Source organism: Sphingorhabdus sp., assembly GCF_046596595.1.
Lineage (GTDB): Bacteria > Pseudomonadota > Alphaproteobacteria > Sphingomonadales > Sphingomonadaceae > Sphingorhabdus_B.
The window spans coordinates 28,051-47,633 of the sequence record NZ_JBKJMB010000028.1; the positions used below are offsets into that span (position 1 = coordinate 28,051).

At 56.8% G+C, this 19,583-nt stretch carries 17 protein-coding genes and 1 pseudogene; 3 read left to right on the forward strand and 15 right to left on the reverse strand.

Going from position 1 to position 19,583, the window contains the following annotated elements; all coding sequences use genetic code 11:
- The first annotated feature begins 101 nt into the window (after nucleotides 1-101).
- Nucleotides 102-1,091 carry a LysR family transcriptional regulator gene (locus ACLL9E_RS02675; RefSeq protein ID WP_411290198.1) on the forward strand — a complete coding sequence of 330 codons (990 nt, stop codon included), beginning with the start codon at nucleotides 102-104 and terminating at the stop codon, nucleotides 1,089-1,091.
- On the forward strand, nucleotides 1,088-2,392 hold the full coding sequence (locus tag ACLL9E_RS02680; RefSeq protein ID WP_411290199.1) for an alpha/beta hydrolase family protein: 1,305 nt from the start codon (nucleotides 1,088-1,090) through the stop codon (nucleotides 2,390-2,392). Before ACLL9E_RS02675 ends, ACLL9E_RS02680 begins: the two co-directional genes overlap by 4 nt.
- Here ACLL9E_RS02680 and ACLL9E_RS02685 read toward each other — a convergent pair.
- The 8 genes from ACLL9E_RS02685 to ACLL9E_RS02720 are packed head-to-tail and all read right to left on the reverse strand — an operon-like array spanning nucleotide 2,376 to nucleotide 12,161.
- Entirely contained in the window at nucleotides 2,376-2,867 is a 492-nt protein-coding gene (locus ACLL9E_RS02685; protein ID WP_411290200.1) for a hypothetical protein, read from the reverse strand. The genes ACLL9E_RS02680 and ACLL9E_RS02685 overlap by 17 nt on opposite strands.
- Nucleotides 2,860-5,595 carry a 2Fe-2S iron-sulfur cluster-binding protein gene (locus ACLL9E_RS02690; protein WP_411290201.1) on the reverse strand — a complete coding sequence of 912 codons (2,736 nt, stop codon included), beginning with the start codon at nucleotides 5,593-5,595 and terminating at the stop codon, nucleotides 2,860-2,862. The genes ACLL9E_RS02685 and ACLL9E_RS02690 overlap by 8 nt, the downstream gene beginning before the upstream one ends.
- Nucleotides 5,592-5,855: a sarcosine oxidase subunit delta gene (locus ACLL9E_RS02695; RefSeq protein WP_411290202.1), complete on the reverse strand. Its 264-nt coding sequence runs from the start codon at nucleotides 5,853-5,855 to the stop codon at nucleotides 5,592-5,594. The genes ACLL9E_RS02690 and ACLL9E_RS02695 overlap by 4 nt, the downstream gene beginning before the upstream one ends.
- On the reverse strand, nucleotides 5,855-7,111 hold the full coding sequence (locus ACLL9E_RS02700) for a sarcosine oxidase subunit beta family protein (protein WP_411290203.1): 1,257 nt from the start codon (nucleotides 7,109-7,111) through the stop codon (nucleotides 5,855-5,857). The genes ACLL9E_RS02695 and ACLL9E_RS02700 overlap by 1 nt, the downstream gene beginning before the upstream one ends.
- The gene (locus tag ACLL9E_RS02705) at nucleotides 7,108-8,244 is read right to left on the reverse strand and encodes an NAD(P)/FAD-dependent oxidoreductase (RefSeq protein ID WP_411290204.1); all 1,137 of its coding nucleotides are present in this window, start codon (nucleotides 8,242-8,244) and stop codon (nucleotides 7,108-7,110) included. The genes ACLL9E_RS02700 and ACLL9E_RS02705 overlap by 4 nt, the downstream gene beginning before the upstream one ends.
- Nucleotides 8,241-9,704, reverse strand: coding sequence for an FAD-dependent oxidoreductase (locus ACLL9E_RS02710; RefSeq protein ID WP_411290214.1), 1,464 nt, complete (start codon nucleotides 9,702-9,704; stop codon nucleotides 8,241-8,243). Before ACLL9E_RS02710 ends, ACLL9E_RS02705 begins: the two co-directional genes overlap by 4 nt.
- Nucleotides 9,704-10,957, reverse strand: a complete 1,254-nt coding sequence (locus tag ACLL9E_RS02715; RefSeq protein WP_411290205.1) for a cystathionine gamma-synthase family protein — start codon at nucleotides 10,955-10,957, stop codon at nucleotides 9,704-9,706. The genes ACLL9E_RS02710 and ACLL9E_RS02715 overlap by 1 nt, the downstream gene beginning before the upstream one ends.
- Complete coding sequence (locus ACLL9E_RS02720; RefSeq protein WP_411290206.1) at nucleotides 10,950-12,161, reverse strand: aromatic ring-hydroxylating oxygenase subunit alpha; 1,212 nt, start codon at nucleotides 12,159-12,161, stop codon at nucleotides 10,950-10,952. Before ACLL9E_RS02720 ends, ACLL9E_RS02715 begins: the two co-directional genes overlap by 8 nt.
- A gap of 176 nt (nucleotides 12,162-12,337) precedes the next feature.
- Here ACLL9E_RS02720 and ACLL9E_RS02725 point away from each other — a divergent pair, with 176 nt between their 5' ends.
- Nucleotides 12,338-13,252 carry a LysR substrate-binding domain-containing protein gene (locus ACLL9E_RS02725; protein WP_411290207.1) on the forward strand — a complete coding sequence of 305 codons (915 nt, stop codon included), beginning with the start codon at nucleotides 12,338-12,340 and terminating at the stop codon, nucleotides 13,250-13,252.
- Here the strand turns inward: ACLL9E_RS02725 and fdhD are convergent.
- The 7 genes and pseudogenes from fdhD to ACLL9E_RS02760 all read right to left on the reverse strand — a co-directional run.
- Nucleotides 13,200-14,000: a formate dehydrogenase accessory sulfurtransferase FdhD gene (gene fdhD / locus ACLL9E_RS02730; RefSeq protein ID WP_411290208.1), complete on the reverse strand. Its 801-nt coding sequence runs from the start codon at nucleotides 13,998-14,000 to the stop codon at nucleotides 13,200-13,202. The genes ACLL9E_RS02725 and fdhD overlap by 53 nt on opposite strands.
- Nucleotides 13,990-14,202 carry a formate dehydrogenase subunit delta gene (locus ACLL9E_RS02735; RefSeq protein WP_411290209.1) on the reverse strand — a complete coding sequence of 71 codons (213 nt, stop codon included), beginning with the start codon at nucleotides 14,200-14,202 and terminating at the stop codon, nucleotides 13,990-13,992. The genes fdhD and ACLL9E_RS02735 overlap by 11 nt, the downstream gene beginning before the upstream one ends.
- Nucleotides 14,199-17,057, reverse strand: a complete 2,859-nt coding sequence (fdhF, locus tag ACLL9E_RS02740) for a formate dehydrogenase subunit alpha (RefSeq protein WP_411290210.1) — start codon at nucleotides 17,055-17,057, stop codon at nucleotides 14,199-14,201. Before fdhF ends, ACLL9E_RS02735 begins: the two co-directional genes overlap by 4 nt.
- Before the next feature lie 4 nt (nucleotides 17,058-17,061).
- Nucleotides 17,062-17,607, reverse strand: a complete 546-nt coding sequence (locus ACLL9E_RS02745; RefSeq protein WP_411290211.1) for a molybdenum cofactor guanylyltransferase — start codon at nucleotides 17,605-17,607, stop codon at nucleotides 17,062-17,064.
- On the reverse strand, nucleotides 17,604-19,046 hold the full coding sequence (locus ACLL9E_RS02750; protein WP_411290212.1) for an NADH-ubiquinone oxidoreductase-F iron-sulfur binding region domain-containing protein: 1,443 nt from the start codon (nucleotides 19,044-19,046) through the stop codon (nucleotides 17,604-17,606). Before ACLL9E_RS02750 ends, ACLL9E_RS02745 begins: the two co-directional genes overlap by 4 nt.
- Nucleotides 19,043-19,432, reverse strand: a complete 390-nt coding sequence (locus ACLL9E_RS02755; protein ID WP_411290213.1) for an NAD(P)H-dependent oxidoreductase subunit E — start codon at nucleotides 19,430-19,432, stop codon at nucleotides 19,043-19,045. Before ACLL9E_RS02755 ends, ACLL9E_RS02750 begins: the two co-directional genes overlap by 4 nt.
- A 21-nt stretch (nucleotides 19,433-19,453) precedes the next feature.
- Nucleotides 19,454-19,583: pseudogene (locus ACLL9E_RS02760) on the reverse strand (S-(hydroxymethyl)glutathione dehydrogenase); the annotation flags it as partial.

Below are 19,583 nucleotides of genomic sequence, written 5' to 3' on the forward strand. Positions count from 1 at the left end.
ATGTCGAAAATGCATAGGACTATTACCTCAAGTCTCGCATAGCCATTAGCGCAGGTAATAATAGCCATTGGCTATGCCTGAGCGCTTGGAGGGGCTGCTGTATGAAATTGCCACAGGAATTCGATCTGCACGCGCTGGAAGTGTTCGTCATGACCGTTGAGCTTGGCGGCATGTCACAGTGCGCTGCGCATCTTCAGGTCACGCAATCGGCGGTTTCGCAAACTATCGCCAGGCTGGAGACCGGCATCGGCGCGTCGTTATTTGACCGCACGACGCGCCCATTGGGTTTAACCGCGAGTGGAAAGTCCCTGTTTGTGCGCGGCCACAAGCTTATCGCCCATGCCAGACTGGCTTATGATGAGGTCCGTGAAGGCGCAAACCTGCCGATTTCCAGTGTTACCGTTGCGATGTCATTCAGTTTGGCCAACCAACTTACTGCACCCATCCTGCAGAATCTTGGTCCCCGCGCAGATCGTTGGAATATTCGTTCCGGCATTTCCATGGAGCATCAAGGTGAATTTCTGGCGCGGGACATTGACATGATGGTAACCGGAAGCTTCAATCTTGAGCATCGTGACACGGTGGAGCTGCACGCCGTGTTTGAGGAGAGCTTCATTCTTGTGTTCCCCAGAAACTATCGTGAGCCGCTCGATCTGATCGGCGTGCCCTCGTCCTTACCATTCATCCGTTTCTCCCGCCTGACGGGCACAGGCCAGCAAATCGAACGCCAGATTGTCAGGATGAAGCTGAAGCTGCCACAGTTGGTTGAAGTGGAATCGGCGCATCAACAATTGGCGTTGGTCGCCGCAGGCATCGGGTGGACCATAACCACGCCGGTATGCTTGGCGGCTGTGCCAGAGTTGCTCCCCGAGCTTCGCGCCGAACCGATGATGCGTGGGCGCTTCTCACGCGCGGTTCAAGTGGTGGCGCGGATCGATGAACTGGGTGATATTCCGCAGCTTACCGCGGCTTTGTGCCAGCAGGTTTTGCGAGAAAAAACCTTCCCGCCGCTGATTGCTGAATATCCCTGGATGTCCCAGCAACTGTCTTGGCCGGCCACGACGTTTGAAGGCGAAGAGATCATGGCATGAGCCGCTGCGTCTGGTTTACCATCCTGACCTTGCTGGCTGCGCCGATCAATGCTGGCATTCCCAGCGTTCCCGGCGTTGACGCACCGGAGCTTGCAAAACTGGGTTCACATAATGTTGGCTTCCGTTCCGTCCTGTTCACGCACAGGAACCAGCCAGATGTTGAAAATGGCAATATGGATGGCATTGAAGTCCCACTGACTGACCGCAGTTTACAGGTGGATATCTGGTATCCCGCGTTGCCGAAAAAAGGTTCAAAACCTGTTTTGTATCGCGGAACCCTACCTGCAGAACCTCCGCGTCCGCCAGTCGATTTTACGCAAAATGGCATTGCGGTGGCAGGTGCAAAGGCAGCAGGTACCAAATATCCTTTGGTGATCATCAGCCACGGATATAGCAACAGTCCCGCCGTAATGACGTGGTTGACCGAAAATCTCGCGTCTAAGGGCTATGTCGTTGCGGCCATCCATCATCGTGACCCAAATCCCTATATTGTGTCACCTGCCACCCGCGCGGCGCCGAATTTTAACCGACCGCGCGATATTGTTTTTGTTGCAAGTGAACTCGGCGCCGCTTTGGGCGACCTTATCGATACCGATAATGTCGCGCTGATCGGTTATTCGCAAGGTGGCTATGGAGTGCTGACCGCTGGCGGGGCAACGCTTGATCCGTCGGGGCCGAACATGGATATGGTCGCGGGCGGCTGGCTCAAGAAATTCGCGCGTGGCAGTCAGCAAGCTGATGCCATGAAACTGGCAGGGGTGAAGGCAGTGGTGGCAATGGCACCCGCTGGCGGCGCTCCACGCAGCGCATGGGGCGCAGAAGGTCTTGCCGCGCTCACCGCGCCTTTGCTGTTGATTCAGGGTGATAGCGATCCGGTCGTTGACTATAATACCGGTGCGTTGGCGGTCTTTAACGGCGCAGTGAACAGTGATCGCATGCTGCTGACCTATAAGCAGGCCGGTCATGCGATTGCGCTCAATCCGGCACCGCGCAACATGCGCGGGTCGGTTTGGGATATGGACTGGTTTGAAGATCCAATTTGGCGGCAAGACCGGATTAACGCCATAAACCTGCACTTCATCACCGCGTTTTTGGCCGTCCATCTCCGCAACGACGACGGCAAGGCCGCGTATCTGAACGTGTCAGTGGAAAATTCGGATGACGGCGAATGGAATGCGCCCGCCGGAACAGCATGGGGCGCTTATAGCCCGGGCAGCGAGGGGGTGACGTTATGGAAGGGTTTTCAGCGCCGCCATGCCCGCGGCATGAAGCTGGTTCGCCTGCCTAGATCGCCAAATTGAGCGCAGCCTGTTCCCAGAAGTGCATCAGCCCCTGACTATAGCTTAATGGCACATAGGCGACGCAGGTTGTTTCATCGACCACGTGCAGCCGAACATTGACATGATCGATGATCGTCGCGACGCTGCATCCCGATGCGAAATTCGGGTTTTCCGCGTCGAACACGCCGCCTTCCAAGAGCAACGTGCGCCAGCCACTGCCGGACAGCCGGACCCGGACGATGCCGCCGCCAATGGCTGTGAGCGCCCCGTCATCAGCCAATATGTCGGCTAGTGTCGACGCGCCGCCCTCTACAAGCCAGACGGTGGGCTCAAAGCGGATCAGGCGAAGTGCGTCGCTCCCTCCGGAACGGCCCATATTTGGCAATTCAAATCCGCACGCTTCCTTGAACCTCTTGGCAACCGCCGCCGGATTGCCCCAAATCTCAAACACATGAAGCGGTGCGGGGGGCAGGGCTGTGATGGTTACATCAGTCACGATAGCGTTCTCCCGCCGCATCATAGAAATGCGGCGCCACAACGCGCACCCGCGCCTGTTGCCCGCGCGTGGGTGAGGTTGCGATCAACTCTTCCCCATGCCGTGCAAAGCCGTCGGTCAATTGGCCAAGCGCAATCGATCCCCCCTCGATTATGCGAAACGCAGCGGCGCTTACATGGCCATGCGGAGATGCGCCTTCGGCTGTGACCAGCATTGATCCTTCGGGAATGTTGCCTTCAATCGCTTCAAGCCCGACTAATTGTCGTCGCCCCGGTTCGGATAGCGCGGGGCGGGACAGCCCCGACGCACCAACAAACCCGCCCGCCTTATTGAGCATCTTGTCCAGCGCCAGATCATGCGGGGTCAACCGCCCATCGACTTCACCGCCAACCACCAAATGGCCCTTTTCGATACGGAGAAATTCCATCGCATCAAGGCCGTAGAGCGCGCCTTTATGTTCCGAGACAGCCAACTCGCAAGACGTCCAAACCGATGCCGCTTGGCTTGCCTCGACATAGATTTCGAACGCACGCTCGCCGCTGTAGCTGGCGGCAAGGATGATGACCGGCACGCCTGCGATGACCGCCGGAACGGTCGACATGTGGCGCGGTGGCTCCTCGCCGATCAATGCCGACAGCACCGTTTTGGCTTTTGGCCCCGCGACCGCAATCCCCGCATAATGCTCCTGCACGTTGACGGCGGAGACGCGCAAATGTGGGCACAGATATTGGCGGACATAAGAGATATGCGTCGCCATCCTGTCCGCCCCGCCGGTTGAGCTGGTGAGCAGATAGCGGTTTTCGTCAAGCCGCCAGACGGTCCCATCGTCAAAGACAATGCCGTCCTCGCGTAGCATGAAGGTGTAACGGCCACGCCCGACGGCAAGCTTACTGACCGTGGTTGCGCAAATGATTTCAAGAAAAGCGGCGGCGTCCGGCCCGCTGACTTCGAATTTGGCGAGGGTGGACACGTCCGTCATCCCAACATTGGTACGCACGGCCTTTGCCTCACGCAGAGCGGCTTGCGCCAATGTTTCACCGCCTGTGGGATAAGCGCGCGGCCGGAACCAATAGCCTAGCGGCTGCCATATCGGGTTTTTTGCGGCATGCAGATCATATAGCGCAAGTCTGCGAACATGCGCGCCTGCATCTTTCGCGCCAGCACCCGCGAGCAACCCCATGGTCACGGGCGTGTAAGGCGGACGGAATGTGGTCAGCCCAGCCTCGGGAATGGCGACGCCCTGTTTCTCGGCCAAGCGCCCAAGCGCCGCCATATTGCTGAGCTTGCCTTGGTCAGTCGCCATTCCAAGCGTGGTGTAGCGTTTGAGATGCTCGACTGAACGATAGCCCTCGGCCCACGCCAGATCGACATCCGCCAATGTCACGTCATTCTGAAAATCGATGAAGCTTTTCTTGGGGCTGGAAACGGGCGAGAGATTGAACACCGGTTCGGGATTGGCGGCACCGCCGATCGTCGTCACATTCTGGCGGGATGCAGCAGGAACAAAGGCTTGCGCGGGCTCGTTCCAATCAAGCGTGCCACCCGCCTGCATGTGCAGATGAACGACGGGCGTGAAGCCGCCGGAAACCGCGAGCAGATCGGCATCGAAGCTAACCGTCTTGCCCTCAACCAGCGCGCTCACACTTTTCAGGCAATGTCGTGCGCCTTTGGTCGAAAGCGGAACGGCGTTGTTGTAAACGCGAAATCCGCTGTCCCCGCCGGCAGGTGCTGACCGGGCGTCGAGGATGGCGACCACTTTCGCCCCGGAGTCTGCAAGCTTCTTCGCGGTTTTATAGGCATCGTCATTGTTGGTTGCGATGACGACGCATTTCCCCGGAATGACGCCAAAGCGGCTGACATAAGTTCGTACCGCTTGCGAGAGCATGACGCCGGGACGGTCATTATGCGCAAAGGCCATTGGGCGCTCAATGCTTCCGGTCGCCAAAATGACGTGCCCTGCGCGGACATGCCATAAACGTTGGGCAACACCGTGCGGGGGGATTTGTCCGGGTTCGGCCAAAAGCTGCGTCAGGGTGACGAGGTCGTGTTCCCAATAGCCTGAGGCTGTCGTGCGCGTGAGGATGAGGCCATTTGCGGCACGAATGCGTGCCGCGGTGGCATTGATCCACGCTGCATCCTGCTCTTGAGGATCGCGGAGTAACGACGGGGCGAGGACGCTATCTTGCTCCACCAGGATCACGCGCTTGCCCGCTTCGGCAGCGTCAACTGCGGCTTGCATACCTGCGGGCCCGGCACCGACAACCAGCACATCGCAAAATGCTCCACGTTGGCTGAACCGGTCGGGATCGGGTTCGGTGGGCGCATTGCCAAGCCCTGCTGCTTTGCGGATGAAATATTCGTAAAACATCCATCGTTTGGCCGAACCAAAAAATGTCTTGTAGTAAAAGCCCGCTGAAAGGATCGGAGCAGCTAAGCCGAGAATCGACCCGACATCAAACGACAGGTTTGGCCAACGGTTCTGGCTTTTGGCCACCAGACCTTCATACACAAACACATCAGTGGCGCGGGTATTGGGTTCAGTGCGGCCACCTGTGCCAATGGTGACGAGCGCATTTGGCTCCTCAATCCCTGCGGTCATGATGCCGCGTGGGCGGTGATATTTGAAGCTGCGGCCGACAAGGCCAATTCCATTGCGCAGCAACGCCGCCGCAAGCGTGTCGCCTTCCTGAGCAGAATAGCTTTTACCATCGAAGCTGAAGTTGATCATGACAACGCCTCAGGACCAACTGCCCTGATTTCGAAGATTTCGTTGGTCACGCGGTGACGGGTCACCACTATCCACGCGCGGCAGCCATAAGTATGGCGCCAGATTTCGTCGTCCACGCCGCGCGGGTTGCTGCGGGTAAACAGCGTTGCCATCGCATTTTCGGGCGACGCATCAAGCGCCACAACGGAATCGACAGTGCGTTCATATACAAACTCGGCTTGCGCGCGCGGGCCGCAATGGGGGCAGATAAATTGCATCATTAGCGGCTATTCGGCATCGGGCCGCTCCCCGTTTCGTCAATGGTCGCGCCGCGCGCAAAACGGTCGAGCGCAAAAGGTGCATTGAGCATGTGCGGCTTTCCAGTCGCAAGCGTGTGCGCATAGGTCCAACCAGAGGCAGGCGTTGCCTTAAACCCGCCATAGCACCAGCCACCGTTGAGGAAGAGGTTCCTTACCGGCGTTTCGCCAATGATCGGCGCGCCGTCAAAACTCATATCGGTAACACCGCTCCAAGTCCGCACCATGCGCAAGCGTGAAAGTGCCGGGACGAGCGCAAGGCCTTGTGCAACCGCGGCCTCCATCACCATCGGGTTGCCCCGCTGGGCATAGCTTGGCCAATTGTCGGGATCACCGCCGAAGACAATCCCGCCTTTGTCTGACTGGCTGATGTAACAATGCAGCGACTGCGACATGATCACGCTGTTGATCATGGGCTTCACGCCTTCGGTCACCATCGCTTGTAGCGTCTGCGATTCAATCGGTAGTCGCATACCCGCCAGCCCTGCGACATGGCCGCTATTCCCCGCTACGCAGATGCCGACCCGGCCTGCGTTGATACGCCCGCTTGTCGTTTCAACGCCGACCACCGCCCCGCCATCGCGCACAAAGCCGGTCACTTCGCATTTCTGGATGATATCGACGCCCAAGCTGTCCGCTGCGCGCGCATAACCCCATGCCACGGCGTCATGGCGCGCAGTGCCGCCGCGCCGCTGTATCATGCCGCCCTCGATAGGGAAGCGGGCATTTCGTGAGAGATCGAGCAAGGGTTCCAATTTGGCAACCTGATCACGCGACAGCAATTCCGCATCAATTCCGTCACACCGCATGGCGTCGCCACGTTCGGCGAGCTTTACCATATCGGCATCGCTATGACCCAGGAACATCCCGCCGCGCGGCGAAAACATGACATTATAGTTCAGTTCATCGCTCAGATGCTCCCACATCTTGAGCCCGAATTCGAACAAGTCGTGCAACGGCTTTAGGCGGTAATTGGACCGGACTATTGTCGTGTTACGTCCGGTATTGCCGCCACCAATCCAGCTCTTTTCAACCACAGCGATATTTTTAAGGCCGTGCACCTTTGCCAGATAATAAGCAGTAGCGAGCCCATGGCCACCGCCGCCAATGATGATGATATCATAATGCGATTTAGGCTCGGGATCACGCCATGCCGGCTGCCAATGCTTCTGCCCATTAAAGGCACCGCGTAGCAATCCGAACGCCGAATATCGGTTCATGAAATCGGCATCCACCCGCGTTTTTCGCGCCAATCGGCTTCCAGATTGTCAAAGCGTGATAGTTTCAGGATATCTATGTCGGCGAACGAACATGTCCCATCGATTACCAGATCGCGAATTGCATGGCCCGATGCCGGGGATAGGCCGAAACCAACGCTAGACATTGAGGCGACAACAACATTGTCGGGGCTGGTGAGCCGGTCAATAATGGGGCGACCATCAGGCGAATTTTCGATGATACCGGCCCAGTTGCGAATAACATTGAGATGCGCCGCCTTGGGCAACATTTCGGCTAAACGCTTTGCAAGGTTGCGGGCAAGCGGCGTCGATGGCCGCGCGACAGGGCCATCTGCGTCCATATCAAGCCATTCATGCGGTCCGCCGCCATAAGCAAGGTTGCCGCGCATCGTTTGTCGGCCATAGATTTTATGGCCGTCAACGCCGCCAAGCGGCATCATCGGCGCAGGTTCGGTAATGATCATTTCGGCGCGGGCCGCAGCCAATGGCACATTGACGCCAAGCTGCGCCATTAATTGCGGTATCTGTGGTCCAGCGGCAACCACTACAGCGTCGCAGCCATATGTAGCATTGGCTGTTTTAACGCCCGTCACTTTGCCACCAGCGGTTTCAAAGCCAGTTACCGGGCTATGCTGCATGATTTTACCGCCTAAATCCTGCAACGCCCAGGCATAAGCCTGCACACTGCGTTGCGGGTTGGCATGGCCGCCAAATTTATAATGCACGCCGCCAAAGCAATTGTCGCCAGCGAGCGGCACTGCTTCTTGCACTTGTTTGACGTCAAGCACTTCGACCGGATGGTTCAACCGTTTGTGTCGTTCGGCGACGAAGCGATATTGCTCCCATTGCCGTTCAGTCATTGCAATCAGGATGCGGCCTTTTTGATGCTCAGTAGGGTAACCCAGCAATTCGTCCATTTGCGGCCACAGGCGCTGTTCCTCATCGAACAACGGGCTGGCATAATGCGATGCACCACCGCCATTGCGCCCGGAGGCTTCCCAGCCAACAATGAACTTGTCGAGCACCGTGACCTTGATACCTGAACGCGCAAGCCACCAACCAGCACTCAGCCCAGTGACGCCACCGCCGACAATGACGACTTCAGAGCCGCTCATTTATACATCCCTGTGTATAGCATCTCACGATGCTCATCCTGATATTCTGTGCCGATATCTTCCACGGGCACCCACTGGGTCGGAATACCGAACCAGACGTCCCAGGCCGCATCCATGGAGCTCGGCTCATCCCATTCGGCCAAGATCTTCAGCGGCAGTGGGCGGACGGGTGCGCGGTGTGACGCAAGGGGAATCGTGCCGAATGGTGTGCCGGATTCAATGGCTAGCATCATCGCCACCTGATCGCGGCAGCGGCGACCCTGACACACACCCATGCCAGAACGGGTCAGTCGCTTGATCTGATCCGGGTTGGCCGGGCCATCGTCGAGCAGCGTGCCAAGTGATCGGGCCTGAAGCGCCGGTGGGCGGGGCAGGTAATTTGGTGGCTGGATACCGATCAGGTCGGCAATAGTTACTTCTTCACATTGGCAGATGATCGTATCGTGCGCATTGACGCGCAAAGCCGCGCGCACCCAATCCATACGATAGGCAACATGATCAAAACCCGTATCAGGCAAGCCAGCGCAAGTGCCCACGGCCGCGACATTTGGCTCTCCTACCGGAATATATCCGCCACGCGCCGGGTTTAGCGCTCTTGGGCCGTGCATGGCATCCACCAGTTCAATGGAAGGCACAAGGCCAATTGCAACACATACGGTATCGCATGCAATGTCCGTTCCGTCGGTCAGGGTGATGGCTTCAATCCCGTCAAGGCCGCCTTTGCTCGATTTGATGCTTTGACCGCAGTGGATGGCAATGCCCGCCGACATAATCTTTTCGACGAGCGCGGCATCACCTTGCGGGGCATCGCGCACTTCCACAAGAGCGGCCACTTCCAGCCCATGTTCCAGCGCCAGAAGCGCGGTGTCGAGCGCAAGGTCATGTGACCCCAAAACGACAATGCGCCGTCCTGAAAAGGCCCCATAGCGGGACAACAGCATCTGCAAGCCTGCGGCCCCCATGACGCCGGGCTGGTTCCAGCCGGGAAATGCAATTGCAAGGTCGCGTGCACCCGTTGCCAGCACAATCCGGTCGAAGCCAACCATCCAAGACCGTTCTGAATCAGCAAGGCCAACAACTTGCTCTGGCAGGCTCTGCACGCCCGGCCCGTTGCGATACACGCCCCACGCGGTAGTCCCGAGCAGCAGCTCAACTCCGGCGTCCATTGCCTTTTCAAGATCGGGCATGCTGATGAAAATTGCCTCGAGCATCCGGTCGCTATTTTGCGTGGCGGCGGTCATTCGCCCACCGAAATAGAGCGGGGTGTCATTGCCCATCAGGGCACCGGACACGGGATTTTCATCCACTAGAAGCACCGAAGCTCCACTGGCCGCGCCCTCAATGGCAGCCGCAATGCCGCTCGGGCCCGCACCAATCACGACAATGTTATAACGCGCTTCGGGCGCGCTACGCGTACCATTGATTGCGCACAAATCGGTTCCGGTAAAGTTCAGTTCCATCACACCGCCTCCAGCGCTTGGCGCAAATCATCAATTAAATCATCCACATGTTCCAGCCCAACCGAAAGCCGGATCGTGCCGTCGGTAATTCCACCTGCCAAACGCTGGGCAGGCGCGACCGCATAATGCGTGGTGCTTGCCGAATGGCAGATTAAAGTCTCCGAACCGCCAAGGCTGACGGCCAGTTTCAACAGCTGCAAACGGTCAAGCATGCGAAATGCCTCCGCTTCGCCGCCATGCAAATGGAATGAGAAAGTGGAGCCTGCTGCCTTGCATTGCCGGTCATAAACCGCGCGGGCCCGGGTGCCCTCTTCAAGGAAACCGAGATAGGTGACGTCGGCAATCTTGGGATGGCTGCGCAGAAACGCGGCGACACCGCGTGCATTGTCCATCGCGCGTTCGGTGCGCACTGCAACCGATTCCAACGAACGCAGAACCAACCAAGCCGTATAGGGATCAAGGTGGTTGCCCCACGTTGTGCGCTGCATCCGTAAATGTTCGATCAACTCTTTGCGACCGGTAATCCCGCCCGCGAGCAAGTCACTATGTCCGCCGCAATATTTGGTGAGCGATGTCATGCAAAGGTCGACTTTATGTTCAATTGGCCGCTGCGCAAACGGGCCGAGCAAAGTATTATCTACCACGACAAGTGGGCGATGCCCTTGCTTTTCACCAATCTCGTCCGCAATCCGCACCATCAGGTCAAGGTCAACCAATGCTGCGGTCGGGTTCGCTGGTGTTTCTGCTATTATGAGCTTGAGCGGGCCTTTGGACATGGCCGCTTGCGCTGCGGCGCGCACGTCGGCTTCGTCAGTACCGTCCAGATATGCGGCGGCATGCGATCCGAATTGTGGCATAACATTATTGTAGAGCATATCGACACCGCCATAGATCGGACGGCCGTGAATAACGCTATCGCCGGGGCGGACATACGCAAGCGCGATGCTTGATTGTGCAGCCATACCACTTGAATATGCGACCGCTTCTTCTGCGCCATCAATGGCGGCGAGGCGCTTTTCCAGAAAGTCCAATCCGGGATGGCCAAGCCGCGAATAAATGTGGTTGGTTTCGCCGACCAATGGTCCAGTGCCGTCAAAATAGGCCTCATGCACGTTTTTCGCATGTTGCGCTGTGGGATAGACGAAGGTCGACGTCATGAAAATTGGGGGTTTGACTGATCCCATGCCGAGTTCAGGGTTGTAGCCATAAGCGACCGCCAGCGTTTCGGGGCGCAACCCCTTATGCTTATCCATGGACATGGCTAGCAAGATAATCGCGGGCCTTGTCGCAATAATAGTCGGTAAAACGCTGTGCGAGCATTTCTGCCTCTTGCGAATATGGGCCGGGGGTGTAGCCGGGACTGTTCACGCCGAGTTGGTTATTTTCCGCCAGTGCCTTGTCCTCCAGGTTGGTCGTCGTCCACAACGCGATAAGTTTATCGACATCGTAATCGACGCCTTCAACCGCATCCTTATGCACATACCATTTGCCGGTTACATGCGTTTCATTGGGTCCAACGGGCATGGCGCTAAACATGAAAGCATGATCTGCGGCGCAATGCACGAAGCAGTGCGGGTCAATTGCCCAACGCATTGAACCAATGTCGCCTCCATTGGCCTCGCACATTAACTTACGCGATAAATGTTTACCGTCGCCGGAAATCGAAACACAGCCTTCATTCAAAGCAAAGCGTGCAACTTGCCAATAATGTCCCTCAACCGGAGTCTGCGGAAGATCATATTCGCGCATCGCGGCTTCAAAGGCCACCACACGGGCATCATGGCCACTGTCGAAATGCTTCGACATACCGACAGGAAAAGTCTTCGAAAGTTCAGGATGCCCGGTTCCACAGTGATAGCACTCACGGGCATTTTCCATGACCAGCTTCCAATTGGCATTTTCAACGAGGACGCTCTCATATGCCAGCTTTGCATCCTTGAGATTATGCGGCGCTGCGTATTCGGCGAGCTTCTCACGAAAGTCTTCGATTGGTGGCGGCATTTCGCCCAAACAAATGAACATTGCACCGGCGATACATTCGAGTGCCACCGGTTTTAGGCCATGATCGGCTTTTTGAAAATCATCACCCATCCGATTTGCGGCAAACAGCGCGCCATCGAGGTCGTATGTCCAACGATGATACGGGCACACCAACTTTGGCGCTGTGCCGCTGCCAAGGGGGCAGATCATCGAGCCGCGATGGCGGCAGCTATTATGGAATGCACGGATTTCGCCCTGCCGGTCACGCGTGATTACGACTGGCCATTTGCCAATCATCATGGAGATATAGCTGCCTGCTTTTGGCAATTCGCATTCCATGCCGGCCATCAACCAGCTTTGGCCATAAATCGCCGCCATATCAAAATCAAAGCTGTCAGTCTCTGTGTACAAAGCCTGAGGCAATGTATGCCCTTCACGACGCTGTTTAAAAAGCGCGTCTATCCGCTTCAAATCCATGGCTGGGCCTTTATGCAAATCTCTCCAAAACGGGAATGGGCCAGATATGAGATCGAATAAAATCGCATTTTCGCATAGCCCTATGTCAAAATGTCGGGCTATGGTGTCAGCGTAAGATTGCCCGCAGTCGAAAGGCCGAACCCATATCCAACCGTAGCACAATTAACCGTCGCTGGTTGCCGTTGAATGCCTTGCGCGCGTTTGAAGCGGTGGGACAGAATTTAAGCTTCACGGGCGGTGCGTCAGCACTGTCGGTCTCGCAAAGCGCGATGAGCCGCCATGTTGGCGGGTTGGAGGAACTGCTTGGCAAGCAACTTTTCGTCCGCGACGCGTCACGGCTTTCGCTCACGGCGGCAGGTGAAGAATTGTTGCCGGTCGTGAGCAAATGCCTAGACCGGTTAGAGCAAACGATGAACGCCATCCGCGATGATGAAGTGACTGGTCGCTCACTGCGATTGCACGTGCCGCCGTCGCTGCTTCAACAATTGTTCCTGCCGATGCTGCGTGATTTTCATGCTGAACATCCCGATATCCGCCTTGATGTTTCAAGCGCGCATGTGACAGGATTGCCATCAACAGATTTCGACATGGCAATTGCCTATGACCGGCCCAATGTGGATGACCGGATTACTGACCTGCTATGGATGGTGCGCGTTGCGCCACTTTGCGCGCCGGCAACGGCCATGGCCAGTCAGGGCAATTCGCTTGAGGCGTTCCTTGAAAGTCAGGAATTGCTTCATCTTAAACTGGATGGCGAACCACGAGACCTTTTGTGGACCGCCTATCTTCGGCAAAGCGGCCTCGCCACCGCAACGCATCGCGGGCTGGCGTTTGATACCACCATTGCGGCTGCGCAATATGCCATGGCCGGCAATGGCGTGTTTTTGGGTGATGTTGATATGTTCGCTCAGGAAATCGCTGATGGGCGACTCGTGATGCCTTATGATGCGGTGATTGAAGACGGCTATGGCTATTATCTCAAACTTCATGCGGATGATCTGGCTGACCCAGCCATTTCAATGTTCCGAAGCTGGTTGATCAGCCGTTTTGGGGCATTGCGGCAAGAGCCGAGTCCGCACGCGCAAGGCTGATCAAGCGCAGGCCCGATTGTTCGGCTATACTAATCGCCAGATCGGTCGCAGCCGAAATCGTCACGAGCATAGGGCAGTTCGCAAGGATAGCCTTTTGAACCAGCTCGAGACTGCAGCGTGCGGTCAGAATGATGAAGCCGGCCGAGATGTCGATCTCCGCGCGGGCGAGTGCGCCAATTAACTTATCAAGCGCGTTGTGGCGGCCAACATCCTCGCGCGTCAGGAGGATCGCACCGTCGGGCGCGCAGAACGCTGCCGCATGTGCGGAACCCGTTTGCGCATTTAACGTCTGGTGCGACCGCAAACTCGATAGCGCCGAAAAAATCACTGCTTCGGCCACATCGATCTGTGTGGTTACGCGCGGCAATGAGCGCATGACTTCCTCCAGATTGTCCATGCCACATAGGCCGCAACTGCTTTCGGAAACGCGCTGACGGGCGCGGGCGATAACTTTCTCCGCGTTCTGTTGCGGGAGTTGAATGCGTAATATCCAGCCCAATTCGGCCTGATGCGTATCGATAGCCAGAATTTCACTAGCGTGTGTAATCAAACCCTCCGACAGGCTGAAACCGACGGCATAGTCCTCAAGATCAATCGGCGTTGCCATCATTACGGCATAACCAATGCCATTATATTCAATGGCGATGGGTGCCTCTGATATGATGGCCCGTTCGATTATTTCGGTCGAACGATGATCAGGTTTAAGCACCGAAAAGCGGACAGGCTTTGCGCCCTGCTCAGCCGCCATTTTGCGCGTCGGCGAGCAAGCTAATAGCAGCTGCAGCAATTGGAGACAGACCAGCGGTCCCATGCGCAAAAACCATTTGTTTCATCCGCGGATCCCAGAATAACTGAATATGTTCGGCGACAGCAGCGACGGGCGCATCGTCCGTCGCCAGATTTGTAGCGATCTGGTTGGCCATATGGACGAGACGCTCGGTGCTGTTCATTCGGCAGGAATCTCGGTTCCCACCCGGCGCGCGCGTGCCGACAAAGCCTCATATTCTTCCTGCCACTCGGTTGGTCCGTTAGACGCGCTGATCTGAACCGCTGTAACCTTATATTCGGGGCAATTGGTCGCCCAATCGCTGTAGTCGGTGGTGACAACATTGGCCTGCGTCACCGCATGGTGAAATGTGGTGTAGACAACGCCCGGGGCAACGCGGTCCGTCACGGTGGCGCGTAACGTGGTTTCGCCCGCGCGGCTGGCCAGTTTAACCCAGTCGCCTGATTTCACCCCGCGATCCTCGGCATCCACCGGGTGAATCTCGAGCAAATCCTCAGGATGCCAAGCGACATTCTCGGTCCGCCGTGTTTGCGCGCCGACATTATACTGTGACAATATCCGCCCGGTCGTCAGCAGCAGTGGAAAGCGCGGGCCAGTCTTTTCATCGGTCGGGACATAATCTGTCACAACAAATTTGCCCTTGCCGCGCACAAAGCCGTCGACATGCATGATTGGCGATCCGTCGGGCGCGTCTGCTGTCACTGGCCATTGTAATGAGCCGACCTCATCCAGCCGAGCAAAGGATACCCCTGCAAAGGTCGGTGTCAGCCGGGCAATCTCGTCCATGATGTCAGACGCGTGACTATAGTTCCAATTTAGCCCCATCGCCTGCGCCAACCGCTGCGTGACCTCCCAATCCTCCAACCCGTTCATTGGCGTCATCACCTTGCGCACAGGTTGAATACGGCGTTCGGCGTTTGTGAAGGTGCCGTTCTTTTCAAGGAATGTCGATCCGGGCAGGAAGATATGCGCGTAGTTTGCGGTTTCGTTGAGGAACAGGTCATGGACGATCACACATTCCATCGCCGCCAGCCCTGCGGACACATGGGCGGTGTTCGGATCTGACTGGAGAATGTCCTCGCCTTGGCAATAAAGCGCCTTGAATACGCCATCGACTGCGGCATCCAGCATGTTGGGAATGCGCAGGCCGGGTTCTGGATCAAGCTTCACGCCCCAGTCATTTTCAAACAATGACCGTGCATCATTGTCGCTTATGTGACGATATCCCGCAAGTTCATGCGGGAAGCTGCCCATGTCGCATGCGCCTTGGACATTGTTCTGGCCACGGAGCGGATTGACGCCGACCCCCCGACGACCAATATTGCCCGTTGCCATCGCCAAATTGGCGATTGCCATAACGGTGGAGCTACCTTGGCTATGTTCCGTAACGCCAAGGCCGTAATAGATCGCGCCATTGCCGCCTGTGGCATAAAGCCGCGCTGCTGCGCGCAATTCCTCGGCATCGACCAACGTTACGGGTTGCAGATTTTCGGGGCTGTTGCGGGCTTGCGAAACAAACTCGGCCCAATGGCTAAATTCATCCCAGTCGCAACGCTCTCGAATGAATGCCTCATCGGATAGGCCCTCGGTGACGATCACATGGGCCATCGCGGTCAGCACTGCGACATTGGTGCCGGGGCGCAGCGGAAGGTGATGCTCCGCCTCAATATGCGGTGAACGCACAATATCGGTCCGGCGCGGGTCGATGACGATAAGCTTGGCACCGGGACGTCCGTCTTGCCCACGCAAGCGGCGCTTCATCCGGCTTGCGAAAACGGGGTGGCCATCTGTGGGGTTAGCGCCAATGATCAGGATGACATCGCTGTCTTCGACGCTATCAAAATCCTGCGTTCCCGCGCTTGTGCCAAAGGTCGTTTTCAGACCATATCCCGTCGGCGAATGGCACACGCGTGCGCAGGTATCGACATTGTTGTTGCCAAAGCCTGCACGCACCAGCTTTTGCACAAGGAAAGTTTCTTCATTGGTGCATCGGCTTGAAGTGATGCCGCCAAGGGCATTGCGGCCATATTTCTCGCTAATCCGGTTCAGTTCGGATGCGGTGTAGGCAAAGGCTTCGTCCCATTCGACCTCGCGCCACGGGTCGTTGATCGATTGACGGATCATTGGCTTCAGGATGCGTTCCTGATGCTGGGCATAGCCCCAGGCGAAGCGGCCCTTTACGCAACTATGGCCACGATTGGCCTTACCGTCCTTGTAGGGAACCATCCGCACCAATTGTTCGCCGCGCATTTCGGCACGGAAGGTGCAACCAACCCCGCAATAAGCGCAGGTCGTGACGACGCTGCGTTCAGGTGTGCCGACCTCGACCACTTTTTTCTCGACCAATGTCGCCGTGGGACAGGCTTGCACACAGGCACCGCACGAAACGCATTCCGAGCCCATAAAATCGTCGCTGGCAAGGCCAGCAGATATTTTGGAATCCCACCCTCTGCCTTCCATAGTAAGCGCAAGTGTGCCTTGCACTTCGTCACAGGCGCGGATGCACCGTGAGCAGGCAATGCACTTGCTGGGATCGAAATCGAAATAAGGGTTGGAGTGATCTTTTTCCTGCCCCAGATGCGTCGCCTTCACATCATAGCGTACATCACGAAGGCCAACGGCCCCTGCCTGATCCTGCAACTCGCAATCACCATTGGCAGCGCAGGTTAGACAATCGAGCGGATGGTCGGAGATATACAGTTCCATCACGCCTTTGCGCAATTTCGCCAGTTGCGGGGTCTGCGTGCGAACGACCATGCCCGGTTCAACAGGCGTCGTACAACTTGCCGGCGTACCCCTGCGGCCATCGATTTCAACAAGGCACAAGCGGCACGAACCGTAACTTTTTACGCTGTCCGTTGCGCATAATTTGGGAATGGAGGTGCCTTGTTCGGCCGCCGCACGCATGACGCTTGTTCCGGCAGGCACAGTGACATTGCGGCCGTCAATCGTCAACGAAACCGCTTCGTCCGAGCGACTTTCCGGCGTTCCGAAATCTTTTTGCGGCTGGTACGTCATCTCTCTACCTTATACCAATAGCGGACTGTTGCGCAGCATATTGCGCAAGATCCGAAGGCGTGTTCAAGTTGTAAAAAATATCGCTTGATTTGATCGCCTGCGCGCCAGTCGCCGCGATCCAGCTGCGCATCGAGAGATCATCTTGATTGCGCAGATGCTTTTCAAGAACGGGGGCTAGCGCAACTGGCCACAAGCCGAACAGATAATGCCCATCAATGTAGACCGCACGTCCATCATATAAATGGCGCGGAAATTTCGCCACGGGGACGACGTCACACCCAGCGGTCATTACCTCGTCAAACCCCTTTTGCTGCGCGTAAAGAAGCGCTGCATTCAGGCCGCCCAAAGGCCCCATGTCGGGGAATGGATGGTCTTCCATACAATCCATTCCGGGCCATGCGCGCCCACAGACAATCAATGCGTCCACCTGCTTGCGCAATCCCTCGGCGACATGTTCCATGAGCGGGCGACCGTTTAACAGTGCAGCGGCCTTGTCGCTGCCAAAGCGCGTCGCTTTGCCACCGGCAATGATCGCGCCGAGCCTTTTCACCGGAAATCCTCGGGGAAATGTTTGATGGCGCTCATTACCGGGTAAGGCGTGAAGCCACCCAAGGCGCAGAGCGAACCGAACTTCATGGTTTCCGACAGGTCGGCAATGAGCGCGAGATTTTCTTCGACATTTTTACCTGCGATAATCTGGTCAAGCGTTTCCATGCCGCGCGTGCTTCCCAATCGGCAAGGCGTACATTTTCCGCAGCTTTCAATAGCGCAAAATTCCATCGCAAAGCGCGCCATTTGCGCCATGTCGACGGTGTCGTCGAAAACAGTGATGCCAGCATGGCCAACCAGTGCATCGGCGGCCGCAAAAGCTTCGTAATCAAGCGGAAGATGAAACTGTGCCGGGGGGATGTAGGCGCCCAGCGGCCCTCCAACTTGCACACAGCGGACGGGACGGCCACTCGCCGTGCCCCCGCCTACGTCATTGACCAATTCGCCAAGCGTGATGCCAAACGCAGTTTCAAAAAGGCCGCCTTGCTTCACATTCCCAGCGATCTGGATGGGCATTGTCCCTTTGGACCGGCCTGCGCCGAACGCGGCATAGGCTTCACCGCCATGCGCTAGAATCCATGGCACAGCCGCCAGCGTCAGCACATTATTGACTATCGTGGGCTTGCCAAACAGGCCTTCAAGCGCGGGCAGTGGCGGTTTGGCCCGCACTTCACCACGTTTGCCCTCAAGGCTGTTCAGCAGCGATGTTTCCTCGCCGCAGACATAGGCGCCAGCGCCTACGCGGACTTCAATAACAAATGGCGCGATCAAATGGGATGATAGTTTGATGGCGGCTTGCATCTTATCAATCGCATGCGGATATTCGGACCGGATATACACATAGCCCTTGCTGGCCCCAACCGCGAAACCGGCGATCGCCATACCCTCAATCAGCATGAAGGGATCACCCTCCATGACCATACGGTCAGCAAAAGTCGCACTGTCGCCTTCGTCGGCATTACAGACGATATATTTCGGATCACCGTCGGCCCGCGCAACCGTCTGCCACTTTATCCCGGCAGGAAAGCCAGCGCCCCCACGGCCTCGAAGCCCTGATGTCATGACCGTGGCAATGGTTGCTTCGGCACCCATTTCGTGTGCTTTTGCAAGCCCAAGCCAGCCTTGCGATGCGTAATAATCGTCTAGCGAGAGTGGGCGGGTTTTGCCTGCGCGCGCAAAAGTCAGGCGCGTCTGATTGGCGATAAAGGGATGTTCCTCGATTCGACCCACGGACGGAGCAGTCCCGTTGATGATCGCCGGAACCTGATCGACAGACACCGGACCAAAGCCGATACCGTCAATATCGACCAACGGCTCGAGCCATTGCATGCCCCAGCTCGAAACGCGCTCGACTGCAACGCCCGCTGCAATGAAAGCAGCCGCAACATCGTCAGCGCCGCAAGCGATCGCCACCGCATCGTCGGATATCCGGACGGTCACATGGCCTCCAATAATGTTTTGAACCGCGCACTGTCCAAACGTGCATAGACCTTGTCACCAACCATTGCAGACGGACCAACCGAACATAGTCCAAGGCAGTAAACAGCCTCTATTTTTATGCGGTTCTGGCTTTCGGCCAGCGGAACCAGTGCCTCCACGCCACGCGCTTTACAGGCTTCGGCCCGGCATAGTTTTAGAACGGGCCTAGCTTCAGCTTCTTTGCGGAAGTCATGATAAAAGCTGACGACGCCGTACACTTCCGCGCGCGTCAGGTTTAATATATTTGCAATCTCGCGTATGGCTTCTTCACTGACATGGCCGAACTGTTTTTGCACATCGTGCAGAACTGGCAGGAGTGGACCTTCTCTGTCTTTATGCTCAGCCAAGATGTCCGCGATGGACACCATTCAGAAAACCACGACGCTGCGGATACTTGTTCCCGCATGCATTAAATCAAATGCCTTGTTGATCTCTTCCAGACCCATGACATGCGTGATCATCGGGTCAATCTCGATTTTGCCGGTCATGTACATGTCA